Origin of the sequence: Paenibacillus cineris (assembly GCF_018333335.1) — a bacterium.
In the GTDB taxonomy this organism is placed as follows: domain Bacteria; phylum Bacillota; class Bacilli; order Paenibacillales; family Paenibacillaceae; genus Paenibacillus_AQ; species Paenibacillus_AQ favisporus.
The window spans coordinates 136,286-150,112 of the sequence record NZ_BORU01000004.1 but is presented as its reverse complement, the minus strand read 5'-3'; the positions used below and the strand labels follow the sequence as shown (position 1 = coordinate 150,112).

Genomic DNA, 13,827 nt, shown 5'->3' with positions numbered 1-13,827 from the left:
GAAGACTGATCAGGTGCGCGATTTGTGACATCGTTCTATAAAAAAGCAAAAAAAATTATGAGATCAGCTTCAAACCTACCGCTGAGGCCAAAATCATCGCAATAAACAGAATCCGCCGCCATTCCTTGGGCTCGCCGAACAGAAACATGCCGGCCAGCGTGCTGCCGACCGTACCGATACCGGTCCAGACGGCGTACGCCGTTCCCATCGGAATCGAGTTCATGGCGTAGGACAGCAGGGAGAAGCTGACGATAAAGGACAGGATCAGCATGACATATGCCGGCAGCCCTTTCTTTTGCGTGACGCCCTTGATCCCGATGACGCCGAACATTTCGCACAGGCCGGCGACGACGATTGCAATCCAAGCCATCAGTGATTCGCCTCCTTTTGTCCCTTGCCGTCTTTGTCAGTGACCAGCTTAAGGCCGATCACTCCGGCGAGAAGAACGAGAATGAGCAGCGACTTGGACCATCGGAACGGTTCGCCGAAGAACAGCATCTCGGCAACGACGGTGCCGGCCGTTCCCAGGCCGGTAAACACCGCATACACCGTCCCGACCGGCAGATGGTTCGAAGCGTTAATAATGAGAATGAAGCTCGCGATGATCGCGATGACCGTAAGAATCCATTCAAGCGCATTGTCTGAGTGCTTCAGGCCGGACACCCACAGCACTTCGACAACGCCCCCGATAATAACAGAAAGCCAGTGGCGGTTCATGATGATCCTCCTTTGTTTGTCCGTTAGGATGCCACTTGCGTCATATATGATGAATACCCGCCCAGTATACGGGCCAAGATGCCGCCAGTCTTCGCTGAGACCCCTCCAGCCCGCCGCACACCATTTCGATAAGGACCCCGTCGATCAGCGTCATGTAGGCGACGGCTGCACCGTCCGGATCTTTAACCGGGAGGTGGCCGGCGGAAGCATGGTGGCGCATGACGCGAATCATCCGCTTTTCCATCGAATCCAGAAACGGAAAGACCAGTTCCATGACCTGATCATGCAGCGAGGATGGGGGGAAGTAGGCCATGCGCAGCACAAACTTGGTTTTGCTGCTCCGGGTATACTCCTCCTGGAGATACTCCAGCAGTCCCTTGAGCCGCTGCTCGAGCGGCTGGTCTTTCAGGCTGATATAGCGGCGGATAATCCGGGTCCCTTCCTCATTGAGGGCGCCCTTCAGCGTCTGCAGGAACAGCTCATCCTTCCCTTTGAAATGCGCGTAGATGGACGGCTTTTTGATGCCGACTTCCTCGGCTATTTTTTGCAGGGACGCTCCTTCATATCCATCCTTGGCAAAATGCGATAATGCAGCTTCGAGCAGGGTGTTTTTGGCGTTCATATCATCGACTCCTATTGACTACCTAACGGTCGTTAGGTGATATTTTTTCACACAATGCAGCCAATGTCAAGAAGATGGGCATTCTAACATCAGGCATGCGCGGAAATTTCAGGCGGGCTTGTCCATTCGATAAAAATTCGTAGGAACTTTGAACTTGTTCATGTAAAATATACCTTATGGGTTTGGACGATGACCATGGATATGCATGTTTTTAATGATACTTAAGAGAGGTAACATATGAGACGGGGAATACAAATCTTTATCATTGCCGCGATATTATTTGCGTTTTACTATTTTGGTTTCGGCGTGTTCGGCAAAACCGCGGGAACCATTGTCAGTATATTTTCCACGCTTACCGTCGTGTCGCTCGGGTTCATGATTTTTATGGAGAACCGCAACCCGTCCTCGACGATGGCCTGGATTCTGCTGCTCGCCCTGATGCCGGTGGTGGGTCTGTTCTTTTATTTGCTCTTCGGGCAAAACTACTTCAAACGGCGCAAGTTCGATAAAAAAGCCGAGCAGGATCTCAGAACATATGACCGGCTGGAAGAGAATGGTGCGCGGTTCCATCCGGATCTTTCTTCCTTTAATCCCATGCAGCAGCAGCTGCTGCATCTCTCGCAGCGGCTGGCGCGGACTCCGATTTCCTTCTCCAGCGATACCAAAGTGCTGACCAATGGGCAGGAAACGTTCTCCACCCTGCTGAAGGAGCTCGAGAAGGCCAGGCATCATATTCATATGGAATACTACATTTACCGCGCCGATCACATCGGAACAAGGATTCAGCAGATTTTAATTGAAAAGGCCAAAGCCGGCGTGCAGGTCCGTTTTATGTACGATGCTTGGGGAAGCATGCAGCTGCCCAAATCGTTCCTCCGGGCCATGCAGGAAGCCGGGGTTCAGGTCGTCGCGTACGGAAGCTCCAAGGCGTTTTTTCTCTCCCGGGTCAACTTCCGCAATCACCGTAAAATCGTCGTGATCGACGGCAAGGTTGGCTTTATCGGCGGGCTGAACGTCGGGGACGAGTACCTGAGCCGCAATGCGGCATACGGCTTCTGGAGAGATACCCATATGCGCGTCAGGGGCGAGGCGGTGCGGACGCTGCAAATTATTTTCCTGCAGGACTGGCTCTATATGACCGGGGAAAAGGTGCTGGACGCCGAATATCTGTCTCCCGAGCTGGCGGAAAGCAGCGGCGGCGCCGTGCAGATTATCCCTAGCGGACCGGACAACGACCGGCGTACGCTCAAAAATATTTTTTTCTCGATGATCACTTCGGCGCAGAAATCGGTCTGGCTGGCGACGCCTTATTTTATCCCGGACGACGATATTCTGACGTCCCTGCGCGTGGCTGCGATGTCGGGGCTCGACGTACGCATCCTTTTTCCGTCCAAGCCGGACAAGTGGCTGCCGTTCCTGGCTTCCCATTCGTATTTTCCTTCGCTGCTCGACGTGGGCGTCAAAATTTACGAATACGAAAAAGGGTTCCTGCATTCCAAGCTGCTGATCATTGACGGCGAAGTGGCGACGATCGGAACCGCCAATATGGACATGCGCAGCTTCCATTTGAATTTTGAAGTGAACGCGCTGCTGGTGCAGACCGAGAGCGTGCAGCGGATCGTGTCGGACTTTGAACGGGATTTGGTGTATACGAAGCAAATCATTCCCGATAAATTTAATAAGAAAAAAATACCGGAGCGCTTTATGGAGTCGCTCGCAAGGCTGCTATCCCCTTTGCTGTAGCGGCTTTGCGGTGGTACGAGGTAGGCGAAAAAGCTTCTTTTGGCGGCCCGTGAGTGGTTGACATTCACGCGGCCGCCGATTATATTTGTGATAATGATTCTCATTATTGTGGACGGACGTTATTAGATTGGTTTAAATCATATGATGGGCAGAATTGGGGGTTACGGGAAAGATGACGCTTTTGCAAACGGAAGCACTGACGCTGGGGTACGGCGATACCGATATTATTAAAGACCTGCATTTGGACATTCCCGAAGGCAAAGTTACGGTTCTGATCGGCAGCAACGGCTGCGGCAAATCCACGCTGCTTCGTTCCATGGCGCGTCTTTTGCGTCCGAAGAGCGGATCGGTTCTGCTCGACGGCAAGGAAATCCATCGGACGTCAACCAAGGAAGTTGCCCGGAATATGGCAATTCTGCCGCAGGGACCGACGGCTCCGGAGGGACTGACCGTGCTTCAGCTGGTGAAGCAGGGGCGTTATCCGCATCAATCGTGGCTGAAGCAGTGGAGTGCGGAGGATGAGCGTCTGGTGAACGAAGCGCTGGAAATGACGCGCCTCACCGATTTGGCCGACCGCGCGGTTGACTCCCTGTCCGGAGGACAGCGGCAGCGGGCCTGGATCGCCATGACGCTGGCGCAAAACACCGACCTGATTCTGCTCGACGAGCCGACGACGTACCTGGATTTGAGCCATCAAATCGAGGTGCTGGATCTGCTGTATGAGCTGAACCGTGAGCAGGGACGGACGATCGTGATGGTGCTTCATGACCTGAACCTGGCCTGCCGTTACGCCGATCATATGATTGCCGTGAAGAACCAGGGCGTCTATTGTGCCGGTGCACCGGAAGACGTGCTGACGCCGCAAATGGTCAAGGAAGTGTTCTGCATGGACTGCATGATTGCGGAGGATCCGATCTTCGGAACGCCGATGTGCGTGCCGCACGGCAAAGGCCGCTTGTGCGGAGACCGGTGCAAGCTGTCGGCGGTCTGCGAAGCTTAGGGGATCCGTTCGGTGAGCGGGAATTCACTTGAATTGTAATAACAAGATGGAATATATAACAGAAGGCGCTTCTGCATAACAGAAGGCGCCTTTTTTGCGTTGTATGATCATAACGGCCAGATATCGCTGGGTCTATCCGGATGAAGTGACTGTGCTGATAAGGCCCAGGTCAACCGGAGAATGGGAGGACGCCTGTGAAAGCATCGGGGCTTGGTGACGCATCAGAAGGTCGTAAATCCAAGCAGCTTCTGCACGCGGAACAGAAAGTCCTTGAACCAGGTGGACTTTTCCTGATACGCGCTCAGGTCCAGACTGTAGTGCCCGTCCCGGTTGTTCCAGAGCCGGTCAAAATAGCCGGCCATCTGCCGGTCGAGCGCATCGCCGCGTGGAACGGATATCCAGAGGTCGTTCTCCAGATTGTAATTGTCCAGGTTCCGCGGCGTGAGATTGGTCGAGCCGCCCATGATCACGGAGCTGCCTGAAGGGTTGGAGATGTACATCAGCTTCGTATGATACTGCTCTTCGGTCGTGTTGTACCAGCGGATGGCGATACGGCCATCGGAACGTTTGGTGAGCTCCTTCGCGACGGGACGGTTCGGGATACCGATTTTGTCCTGGCCGAAGGCGTTCTGATTAGGATCAAGCAGCAGCCGGATGTTGACGCCGCGGTCGGCGGCATCCAGCAAGGCGCTCATTACCTTTTCATCGGCCAGATAGAACATGCCCATCCACAAGGTGGACCCTTGCGGTGCCCTGTTGATCTCCAGCAGCGTATATTTGTCGATTTTGCCTTCGGTCAGATAGCGGACGGCTATTTTCCCTTGGTTTGATTTCTGAGCGCTCTCGGAAGCTGGGGCATATACCGGGAGTTGGTAGTCCCCGGACAGCCGGGCCGCGGCCTGCTCGCCTTTCAGGATATCGCCGATAATCGGGCCTTGCACTTCAAAAGCAATATTGGAGTGGTAGGCGCTGGCATCATGCACGTTACCGGAAGAGACCAGAGCGGTCTTCTCGCTGACCACAACCTTGCGGTGGTTGGCCTTGACGTTCAGCATTTTTAAATACGACCTTGCGGTGACTTTGGGCCCGTCGTTTGCCATCAGATTCGGAATCCATCCATTGCCCGACTGGCCGAACCACTGGATAAACGTCCGCCACACGGCGGAGTAGATCGGGTTTGAATCCCGCAGCGGATCCACATCGGTCACGATGACCTGGATGCCCTCCGCCTTCATCGCTTCGAGCAGGGAGTTCGGGGCGGAGCCGTAATTCGTATTGATCTGGTCCGTAATAAAGACGATCTGCATCTGGGGATACTGCTTTTTATGCGCTATGAGCTTGTCCGCCAAGTCCTTGCTGACGGTCGGAAACTTCTGCCCTTTATGCTTGTAATCGTTAAACAGGAACAGATCAATGACAAGAAACTCCCTGGATTCATCGACAATCTGCATGATCCGATTCGTAATCTGGGGCTCATGGATGACCTGCCCTTGGTTATCCGGGTAAGTCAAGTCGCGGTAGAAGCGGACCTGATCGAGATGGTAGAGCGGGCTCTCGTAGGAAATGCCGGGAGGAAGCGGCTTGTGTGTCTGATACACGATGACCCCGGCGAGCCAAAGGATGAGCAAGCAGGCCGCAGCCAGAATCCAGCGCCGAACCCGGCGTTTACGGCTTTTCCCCTGCGGCTGCCAGCTGGCCGCACGCGAATGGTACGGTTCAGGTGCGTCCTGGGATGGGATATGTTGGGTCATCGAGTCATCGCCTCCTTTGCTTGTCCACTGCAGCCGGGTTAAACGGCAGGGTTCTCCGAGGGAGTGCCCCACGGTTTGGAACCCTGCCTTGCTTGGTACAGCGGTCTAACCAACTATTAACGTCGAAAGGGCCTGTTTGAAGCAGCGGAACGTTGTCATCATATGGGAAAAGGGCATGCTGACCCTCAGTAGCAGCCTAGAAAAACGTGCCATACAGCAAATAGATGTTCAGCGCTGCGATGACGGCTGCTACGATCCAGGCCAGTATCCGCACCCAGCGCGGGGCGATAAAAGGTCCCATCTTAACGGGATCGGATGTGAATTTAACGAGCGGGAACACGGCGAAGGACAGCTGCAGCGAGAGGATGACCTGGCTGAAAATCAGCAGCTGGCCGGTGGAGCCTTCCCCGTAAATTCCGATCACGATCACGGCGGGAACGATAGCGATCAGGCGCGTAATCAGACGGCGGATCCATGGCTTCAGGCGGATGTTCATAAAGCCTTCCATAACGATCTGGCCCGCGAGGGTTCCCGTCAGCGTCGAGTTTTGGCCGGAAGCGAGCAGCGCGACGGCGAACAGAACGCTGGCCGCACCGGTGCCGAGCAGCGGAGTGAGCAGCTGGTAGGCGTCTTGAATCTCTGCTACTTCAGTATGCCCCGTTGAATAAAAGGCAGACGCCGCAAGGATCAGAATGGCCGCATTGACGAACAGGGCGATGGTGAGCGCCACGGTGGAATCCGCGGTAGCGAAACGGATGGCCGATTTCTTGCCGGCGATGGACTCGTCGTACCGGCGGGTCTGCACGATCGAGGAGTGCAGGTACAGGTTGTGGGGCATGACGGTCGCGCCAAGCATGGCAAGGGCGATGTACAGCATTTCCGGGTTCTGCACGATGTCTGCCGTCGGAACGAATCCGGCCATGACCGCGCCCATCTCCGGCTTGGACAGGAACAATTCGACCCCGAAGCACATGATGATCACAGCGATAAACGAAATGACCAAAATTTCGATATGCCGGAATCCTTTGTTTTGCAGCAGCAGTACCAGAAGGACGTCCACGGACGTGATGAGGACACCGGCTAGCAGCGGCAGGCCGAACAGCAGCTGCAGCGCGATGGCCGAGCCGATGATTTCGGCTAGATCGCAGGCCGCAATCGCCAGCTCGCATAATATCCAGAGCCCAATGCTGACGGGCTTGCTGTAATGATCGCGGCAGGCTTGGGCCAAGTCCCTTCCCGTAGCAATGCCAAGGCGGGCGGACAGGGACTGAAGCAGGATCGCCATCAGGTTCGAAATCATGATGACCGACAGCAGCGAGTAGTTGAACATGGCTCCGCCGGCCAAATCGGAGGCCCAGTTGCCGGGATCCATGTACCCGACAGCGACGAGGTATCCGGGACCCGCGAAGGCTAGCATTTTGCGGAAGAAGCTGCCCTTTAAGGGAACCTTCATCGACTTATGAACTTCAGGCAGGCTGGGCGGACCGCCTCCTTTGCGCCAGCCGCTTCCGGCGGCCGCCAGTCGGCTCTCCTCACTTGCGTTCATGGGCAGCACTCCCTTCACAACATTCTTTCGATTCAAATCGAGTCTAAACGGCTATCACATCCTATTGGAAAGCACCTGGGCTGTTGCATGTACTTCAAAAATTTTCCCCAAGGAAACTTTGTGGGCTCCTAAGCCAACGCTTCGGCCGAACATCCTGCAAAGCATTTATGGCTCGCTGCTGTGACGTGTGCCTGTGTGAGCAGCCAGCATTACACCACGATGTGTGAACCGGGTCGCGGGAGGGGAAGGCCGCGGTCATGTGAACTTTGGTCAGCCGGATGCATCATCCGTGATGTACAGGATGGAAGGTCGGCTCGGTTTGAGGCAAGTTGGCGAATTTACCAGAGGTTCTGTGGTATAATACTTTCTTTAGAGAATCGTGCGGTGACGAGCGGGTCATGAAGTTAATCAAAGTTTGCAGCATATCCATGAAAGGGGCGCATCAGATGAACGGAAACGAAGCGGAAAGCGGGTCTTTGCTGCCCGAAATACCTACAGGGGAAAGAAAAATCGAGCACGTGCGCCTGTGCCTGAGCGAAGATGTGGGCAGTGGCGTGACCTCCGGCCTGGAGCAGTACCGCTTTCGCCACTGTGCGCTGCCGGAGATTGGCTTCGAGGAGATTTCCCTCGAAGCCTCCTTCCTCGGGCGGACGCTCCGGACGCCGCTCCTGATCAGCTCCATGACGGGCGGAAGCGAAACGACCGGGGCGATCAACGCCCGCCTGGCTGCCGTCGCCGAGCGGCGCGGCTGGGCGCTCGGGGTCGGCTCGGTCCGCGCGGCGGTGGAGAAGGAGGAGCTCGCACCGACCTTCCATGTGCGCACGCATGCGCCGACGATCCCGGTGATCGCGAACCTGGGCGCGGTCCAGCTGAACTACGGCTTCGGCGTGGAGCAGTGCCAAAGGGCCGTCGATATCGCCGGAGCGGACATGCTTGTGCTGCACCTGAACGGCCTGCAGGAGGTGTTCCAGCCGGAGGGGAACACGAATTTCAGCGGCCTGCTGTTCCGGATCGGAGAGGTGTGCCGCCGGTTGGACGTGCCGGTCGGTGTCAAGGAGGTCGGCTGGGGCATCGACGGGGATACGGCGGCGCGGCTGTACGACGCCGGCGCGGCCTTCGTCGATGTGGCCGGCGCCGGCGGGACTTCGTGGAGCCAGGTCGAGAAGTTCCGCAGCCGGGACGCGGTTAGGCGCCGGGCGGCGGAGGCTTTCGCGGGCTGGGGCATCCCGACCGCGGAGTGCATTGCCGAGGTGCGGGCGGTATCCCCGCACGGAGGGCTGATCGGCAGCGGCGGGCTGCAGGGCGGCGTGGACGCCGCCAAGGCGCTGGCGCTCGGCGCCGATCTCGCGGGCTTTGGCCGCAGCCTGCTCGGCCCGGCCGTCTCGTCCGAGCAGGCGCTGGACGAGGCGCTGGCGCAGGTCGAGTTCGAGCTGCGCACCGCGATGTTTGGCATTGGCGCGGCGGACGTCGCCGCGCTGAAGGGTACGCGCCGGCTGGTGCGGACCCGGCCGTAACCCGGGCGGCGGACCGCAGCCCCCAGGCCGCAGTCAGCTGGATGATGCCAAAAAGCAAACAATCAACCAAAGGCCCATTTTCCTCATCGGAAATAAGGCCTTTTTTGCTGCCCTTATGGATGTTTCCGCGTTCCGTGCGGCGATCGATCCAAAAAATTTATATAATATTTACCAAAAAAAGTTTTGCCTTCGTTTCTGCCTGCCCTTATATTAAGAGTACAAATAACGCGAAATGTTCGCCTTTAGGACATGAAGGTTGTTGAATTGATGTAAAGGGGAAGGTGACTCTGCTTTGAAGAAATCCATTTTTCAGTTGAACACAAGAACTGTGGTGACGATAGGCATCGGTGCGGCCCTCTATGGAGCCACCAGCTTTATTGGAATTCCCGTGGGACCCGATACCTCGCTGCGTCCGGCGATTGCGCTGCTGGCGATTTTCGGCGCCCTGTTCGGCCCGGTGGTCGGGTTTATCGCGGGGCTGATCGGCCACGTGCTGAACGACCTGCTCACCAGCGGTACGGTATGGTGGGGCTGGGCGCTCGGTTCCGGCATTACGGCCGCATTTATGGGACTCATTTACTTATCCAAAGGGTTTGACCCGCAGAACGGTACATACAAAGGAAAGCATATCGGCCTGTTCATCGTATACGGCGTCGTCGGCATCATTCTGTCGCTGCTCTTCTCAGGATGGTTTGACATCACGTTTATGGGCGAGCCGTCGGATAAGCTGCTGGTGCAGGTCACGGCCGCTTCGATTTCGAATATTGTCGTCTTTTTGGTGCTCGGGGTTCCGGCTGTGATCGGATTTGCCCGCAGAAACGCCAAAGTCAGCAATTTGAGCGTCAACGAGTAGGTGCTTGGCAGAGCGCCACAGGATAGGAGATTTACGTCATGATGCAGCCGATCATCTCGTTTCAACAGTACAGTTTTAAATATAAAAATCAGTCGGAGCCCACGCTGAAGGACATTACGCTGGACATTTATCCCGGAGAAAAGATCTGGATCGCCGGTCCCAGCGGCTCCGGCAAATCGACTTTGGCCCATTGTATCAATGGGCTTATTCCTTTTACCTACGGCGGAGACATCCGCGGCCGTCTGAGTATTGCCGGACGGAATCCTGCCGAATTGAGCATTTTCGAGCTGAGCCGCACGGTGGGAACGATTTTGCAGGACCAGGACTCCCAGTTTGTGGGCCTAAGCGTGGCCGAGGACGTGGCGTTTGTCATGGAAAATAAAGCGATGCCCCGCGAGCAGATGAAGCGGGAAACCGCCGTTTCCCTAGAGCGGGTCGGCATGCTGGAATATATCGACCACAGCCCTTACGAGCTGTCGGGCGGACAGAAGCAGAGCGTATCCCTGGCCGGCGTGCTGTCGACGGATGCGGAGGTGCTGCTGTTCGACGAGCCGCTGGCCAACCTCGATCCGGCGGGCGGTCGCAAAGCGATGCAGCTCATCGACGATATCCACCGGCAGGGCGGCAAAACGGTCATCCTCATCGAGCACCGGGTGGAGGATGTGCTGCAGCAGCCGATCGACCGGATCGTGCTGATGAAGGACGGAGGCATCGAGGCGGTCGGTACGCCGGACGAGATTCTGGCGTCCGGCCTGCTGCGCGGCTGCGGCTTGCGGCCGCCGCTGTATGTCGATGCGCTGCGGTATGCCGGCGTATCCCTGGACGGTGTTCAAGGCCTCAGCCGGCCGCAGCCGCTGGGCATTCCCGGCCTTGGTGAGCGGCTGGATGGATGGAGCGAACAGGCAGCTGCCGGGGCGCCGTCACATCCTGCAGAACCGCTGCTGGACGTACGCGGGCTGACCTTTGGGTATGAGCCCGGCCAGCCGGTTCTCAAGGATGTATCGCTGCAAGTCGGCGCCGGAGAGATCGTTGCGCTCCTGGGGAACAACGGGGCGGGCAAATCGACGCTGTCCCAGCTGATTACGGGCATTCTGAAGCCGCAGTCCGGCTCGATGTCTTATGCAGGCCAGGATATGGCTTCGTGGTCGATCCGCCGCCGGGGTGAAGCGATCGGCTATGTGATGCAGAACCCGAACCGGATGATCACGCAGCATATGATCGCAGACGAGGTTGGCCTCGGCCTGAAGGTCCGCGGGGTGCCTGCCGCTGAAATCAAGGAGCGGGTCGCGGGCGTCCTGCAAACCTGCGGGCTGTATCCTTTCCGCAACTGGCCCGTTTCCGCGCTCAGCTACGGCCAGAAGAAGCGGCTCAGCATCGCCGCGATTCTCGTGCTGGCGCCAAAGCTGATGATTTTGGATGAGCCCACGGCCGGCCAGGACTATCGGCATTACCAGGAGTTTATGGATTTTATCGAGCAATTGGCCGGACAAGACATCGCCTTCCTGCTCATTACGCACGACATGTATCTGGCTTTGGAGTACGCGCAGCGCGCCGTGGTGCTCAGCGGGGGCGAGGTGCTCGCCGCCGACACGGTCGCCTCGGTGCTCAGCCGTCCGGAGGTGACGGAGCCGGCCCATTTGAAGGAGACGTCGCTGTCCCTTTTCGCCAAAGCCAACGGCCTGGCTTCGCCGGAGCGGTTTGTGCAGGCTTTTATCAACGCAGAGAAGAAGGGGAAAAAGGGCCATGAATAGAACGGGCAGCCTCTATGTCACGGGGAACTCGCTGTTTCACCGGCTGGACGGAGCGGTCAAGCTGGTGCTGTTTATGGCCTGGACGGTCATGACGTACATGTTTTTGGACCTGCGGGTGTTTGTGCTGATGCTGGTTGTCGGGATTGCGCTGCTGGTGACGGCAGGGATTCCTTTTAAAAAAATGGCATTTTTGTTTTGGCTGATGATTATTTTCACGGTACTGAACGGCATCTTTATTCTGCTCATCACGCCGACCTTCGGCACTCGGCTGACGGGTACGGATACGCCGCTGATTCCGCTCGGCTATAACACGATCAATGCGGAGACGCTGTTTTATGTGCTGACGCTGTCGGCCAAATATTTGACGCTGCTGCCGATTACGATCCTGTGCATTTTTACTACGCAGCCTAGCGCATTTGCCGGCAGTTTGAACCGGATCGGCGTCCCTTATAAAATCGCCTACGCCGTGAGCATTGCCCTCCGCTATATTCCGGACCTGACGGAAGAATTCCGGAGCACGCTGAACTCGATGCAGGCGCGCGGCATGGGGATTACGAAAGAGGACGGCAGCATCGCCCAGCGCCTGCGTAACTTGGCGGCGGTCGTCGTTCCTGTGCTGCAGTCCGCGCTGCACCGGATCGATTCGGTGACGAACGCCATGGAGCTGCGGGGCTTTGGTACGGAGAAAAAACGCACCTGGTACAGCGGCAAGGAGATGGAAGGGCTGGACTGGACGTTGGCCGTGCTTGGCGTGCTGCTGCTGGCAGTAGGCATTTGGCTGAAGGTGCAGGTGCTGAAAGGGTTTTGGTATCCTTTTTAGAGATCGTCTGGCAAATGTTCTGGCAGTAGGGCCCGGAGAATCCGGGTCTTTTTCGTCGAAAGCTTGATTGCCTGCGTCTGCGGCATTGGTTTTCGCAGCTTTCATTCACTTTGCCGCCTTTCGTTTTTCCCACGATCGCTTCATCTTTATCCTTAGGCACTTTACGCTCCCCGGTTCGTTTCATCCCAGCAGCAGGGCGAAATAAAGGCTTAAGCCGGGCGTCCGATCGTAAAGTCCAATCCTTGCCGCTCCGGGGGTTCTAATATATAATGGGTAGGATTGAGAGACGTCTGTTTAACTATTACCTAAATAGGAGTTGTCATATAAATGGCTTTGAAAGCAGGGATCGTTGGACTGCCGAACGTCGGCAAATCCACGTTGTTTAACGCAATTACCCAGGCGGGCGCCGAGTCCGCCAACTATCCGTTCTGTACGATTGATCCAAACGTCGGGGTTGTCGAGGTTCCGGACGAGCGTCTGGATAAGCTGACCGAGCTGGTCCAGCCGAACAAAACCGTACCGACCGCTTTTGAATTCGTCGATATCGCCGGCCTGGTCCGCGGCGCGAGCAAAGGGGAAGGTCTGGGCAACAAGTTCCTCGCCCATATCCGCGAGGTGGATGCGATCGTGCACGTGGTGCGCTGCTTCGAGGACGAGAACATCACACACGTGGACGGCAAGGTCAACCCGGTCAGCGACATTCAAACCATCAACCTGGAGCTGATCCTGGCCGACCTGGAGAGCGTGGAGAAGCGCATCGACCGTTCGCGCAAAAACATGAAGGGCGGCAACAAGCAGTACGCCCAGGAAGTTGAAGTGCTGGAGCGCCTGAAAGAAGCGCTGTACAATGACCAGCCGGCCCGCAGCGTGGAGCTGTCGGACGAAGAGAAAGTGATCGTGCGCGATCTGCACCTGCTGACCCTGAAGCCGGTTCTGTATGCTGCCAATGTCAGCGAGGATGGCGTGGCCGACGCGGACAGCAATCCATACGTGCAGCAGGTCAAGGACTTTGCGGCAGGCGAGAACGCCGAAGTCGTTCCGATCAGCGCCAAGGTCGAGGCGGAAATCGCCGAGCTGGAAGGGGAAGACAAGGAAATGTTCCTGGAGGAGCTCGGTCTCGAAGAGTCCGGCCTGAACCGTCTGATCAAGGCGGCTTACCGCCTGCTCGGCCTGTACACGTACTTTACGGCAGGTGTGCAGGAAGTGCGCGCGTGGACGATCCGCAAAGGAACGAAGGCGCCGCAGGCAGCCGGCGTCATCCACACCGATTTTGAGCGCGGCTTTATTCGTGCCGAAGTCGTCTCCTACGACGATCTGGTCGCCGCCGGTACCATGAACGCCGCGAAGGAACGCGGCCAGCTTCGCCTGGAGGGCAAAGATTATGTCGTTGCGGACGGCGACGTAATGCATTTCCGTTTCAACGTGTAAACGTGTAATTGAGGCAAACATTTAGATATTGAGTAAGCTGATAGTCAACGTAAAACCGCCATTCCCCGGGTAACCCTTGGAA

12 protein-coding genes are annotated in these 13,827 nt (G+C 56.8%); 7 read left to right on the top strand and 5 right to left on the bottom strand.

The window, feature by feature from the left end:
- Positions 1-55: 55 nt before the first annotated feature.
- Genes KI379_RS27460 through KI379_RS27450 form a run of 3 tightly spaced genes read right to left on the bottom strand, consistent with a single transcriptional unit; the run spans position 56 to position 1,339 of the window.
- The gene (locus KI379_RS27460; RefSeq protein WP_089549695.1) at positions 56-370 is read right to left on the bottom strand and encodes a DMT family transporter; all 315 of its coding nucleotides are present in this window, start codon (positions 368-370) and stop codon (positions 56-58) included.
- The gene (locus KI379_RS27455) at positions 370-717 is read right to left on the bottom strand and encodes a DMT family transporter (protein ID WP_076174740.1); all 348 of its coding nucleotides are present in this window, start codon (positions 715-717) and stop codon (positions 370-372) included. Before KI379_RS27455 ends, KI379_RS27460 begins: the two co-directional genes overlap by 1 nt.
- 40 nt (positions 718-757) lie before the next feature.
- Positions 758-1,339, bottom strand: a complete 582-nt coding sequence (locus KI379_RS27450) for a TetR/AcrR family transcriptional regulator (protein ID WP_212985584.1) — start codon at positions 1,337-1,339, stop codon at positions 758-760.
- A 237-nt stretch (positions 1,340-1,576) separates the two neighbouring features.
- On the opposite strand from KI379_RS27450, the gene cls reads away from it, so the two are divergent.
- A complete protein-coding gene (gene cls, locus KI379_RS27445; protein ID WP_076174735.1) occupies positions 1,577-3,082 on the top strand; it encodes a cardiolipin synthase in 1,506 nt (501 codons plus the stop codon).
- Positions 3,083-3,254: 172 nt separating this feature from the next.
- Positions 3,255-4,082 (top strand): ABC transporter ATP-binding protein, encoded by an 828-nt coding sequence (locus KI379_RS27440; protein ID WP_076174732.1) that lies wholly within the window; start codon positions 3,255-3,257, stop codon positions 4,080-4,082.
- 221 nt (positions 4,083-4,303) lie between these two features.
- On the opposite strand, the gene KI379_RS27435 is transcribed toward KI379_RS27440, so the two are convergent.
- Positions 4,304-5,833, bottom strand: a complete 1,530-nt coding sequence (locus tag KI379_RS27435) for a phospholipase D family protein (protein ID WP_212985583.1) — start codon at positions 5,831-5,833, stop codon at positions 4,304-4,306.
- A 196-nt stretch (positions 5,834-6,029) separates the two neighbouring features.
- Entirely contained in the window at positions 6,030-7,379 is a 1,350-nt protein-coding gene (locus KI379_RS27430; RefSeq protein WP_076174730.1) for an Nramp family divalent metal transporter, read from the bottom strand.
- Positions 7,380-7,825: 446 nt separating this feature from the next.
- Between KI379_RS27430 and fni the strand changes: the two genes are divergently transcribed.
- The 5 genes from fni to ychF all read left to right on the top strand — a co-directional run bounded on the left by fni (position 7,826) and on the right by ychF (position 13,745).
- On the top strand, positions 7,826-8,893 hold the full coding sequence (gene fni, locus KI379_RS27425) for a type 2 isopentenyl-diphosphate Delta-isomerase (RefSeq protein ID WP_244879468.1): 1,068 nt from the start codon (positions 7,826-7,828) through the stop codon (positions 8,891-8,893).
- Positions 8,894-9,185: 292 nt separating this feature from the next.
- Positions 9,186-9,746 (top strand): ECF-type riboflavin transporter substrate-binding protein, encoded by a 561-nt coding sequence (locus tag KI379_RS27420; protein ID WP_084204127.1) that lies wholly within the window; start codon positions 9,186-9,188, stop codon positions 9,744-9,746.
- Positions 9,747-9,787: 41 nt separating this feature from the next.
- Complete coding sequence (locus tag KI379_RS27415) at positions 9,788-11,497, top strand: ABC transporter ATP-binding protein (RefSeq protein ID WP_212985765.1); 1,710 nt, start codon at positions 9,788-9,790, stop codon at positions 11,495-11,497.
- Positions 11,490-12,317, top strand: a complete 828-nt coding sequence (locus KI379_RS27410; RefSeq protein WP_212985582.1) for an energy-coupling factor transporter transmembrane component T family protein — start codon at positions 11,490-11,492, stop codon at positions 12,315-12,317. Before KI379_RS27415 ends, KI379_RS27410 begins: the two co-directional genes overlap by 8 nt.
- A gap of 327 nt (positions 12,318-12,644) precedes the next feature.
- Complete coding sequence (ychF, locus tag KI379_RS27405; protein ID WP_076174721.1) at positions 12,645-13,745, top strand: redox-regulated ATPase YchF; 1,101 nt, start codon at positions 12,645-12,647, stop codon at positions 13,743-13,745.
- Positions 13,746-13,827: the final 82 nt, after the last annotated feature.

Excerpts from the sequence above, each read along its gene's own strand:
- KI379_RS27460 (WP_089549695.1), bottom strand. The coding sequence starts at position 370 with ATGGCTTGGATTGCAATCGTCGTCGCCGGCCTGTGCGAAATGTTCGGC.
- KI379_RS27455 (WP_076174740.1), bottom strand. The coding sequence starts at position 717 with ATGAACCGCCACTGGCTTTCTGTTATTATCGGGGGCGTTGTCGAAGTG.
- KI379_RS27450 (WP_212985584.1), bottom strand. The coding sequence starts at position 1,339 with ATGAACGCCAAAAACACCCTGCTCGAAGCTGCATTATCGCATTTTGCC.
- cls (WP_076174735.1), top strand. The coding sequence starts at position 1,577 with ATGAGACGGGGAATACAAATCTTTATCATTGCCGCGATATTATTTGCG.
- KI379_RS27440 (WP_076174732.1), top strand. The coding sequence starts at position 3,255 with ATGACGCTTTTGCAAACGGAAGCACTGACGCTGGGGTACGGCGATACC.
- KI379_RS27435 (WP_212985583.1), bottom strand. The coding sequence starts at position 5,833 with ATGACCCAACATATCCCATCCCAGGACGCACCTGAACCGTACCATTCG.
- KI379_RS27430 (WP_076174730.1), bottom strand. The coding sequence starts at position 7,379 with ATGAACGCAAGTGAGGAGAGCCGACTGGCGGCCGCCGGAAGCGGCTGG.
- fni (WP_244879468.1), top strand. The coding sequence starts at position 7,826 with ATGAACGGAAACGAAGCGGAAAGCGGGTCTTTGCTGCCCGAAATACCT.
- KI379_RS27415 (WP_212985765.1), top strand. The coding sequence starts at position 9,788 with ATGCAGCCGATCATCTCGTTTCAACAGTACAGTTTTAAATATAAAAAT.
- KI379_RS27410 (WP_212985582.1), top strand. The coding sequence starts at position 11,490 with ATGAATAGAACGGGCAGCCTCTATGTCACGGGGAACTCGCTGTTTCAC.
- ychF (WP_076174721.1), top strand. The coding sequence starts at position 12,645 with ATGGCTTTGAAAGCAGGGATCGTTGGACTGCCGAACGTCGGCAAATCC.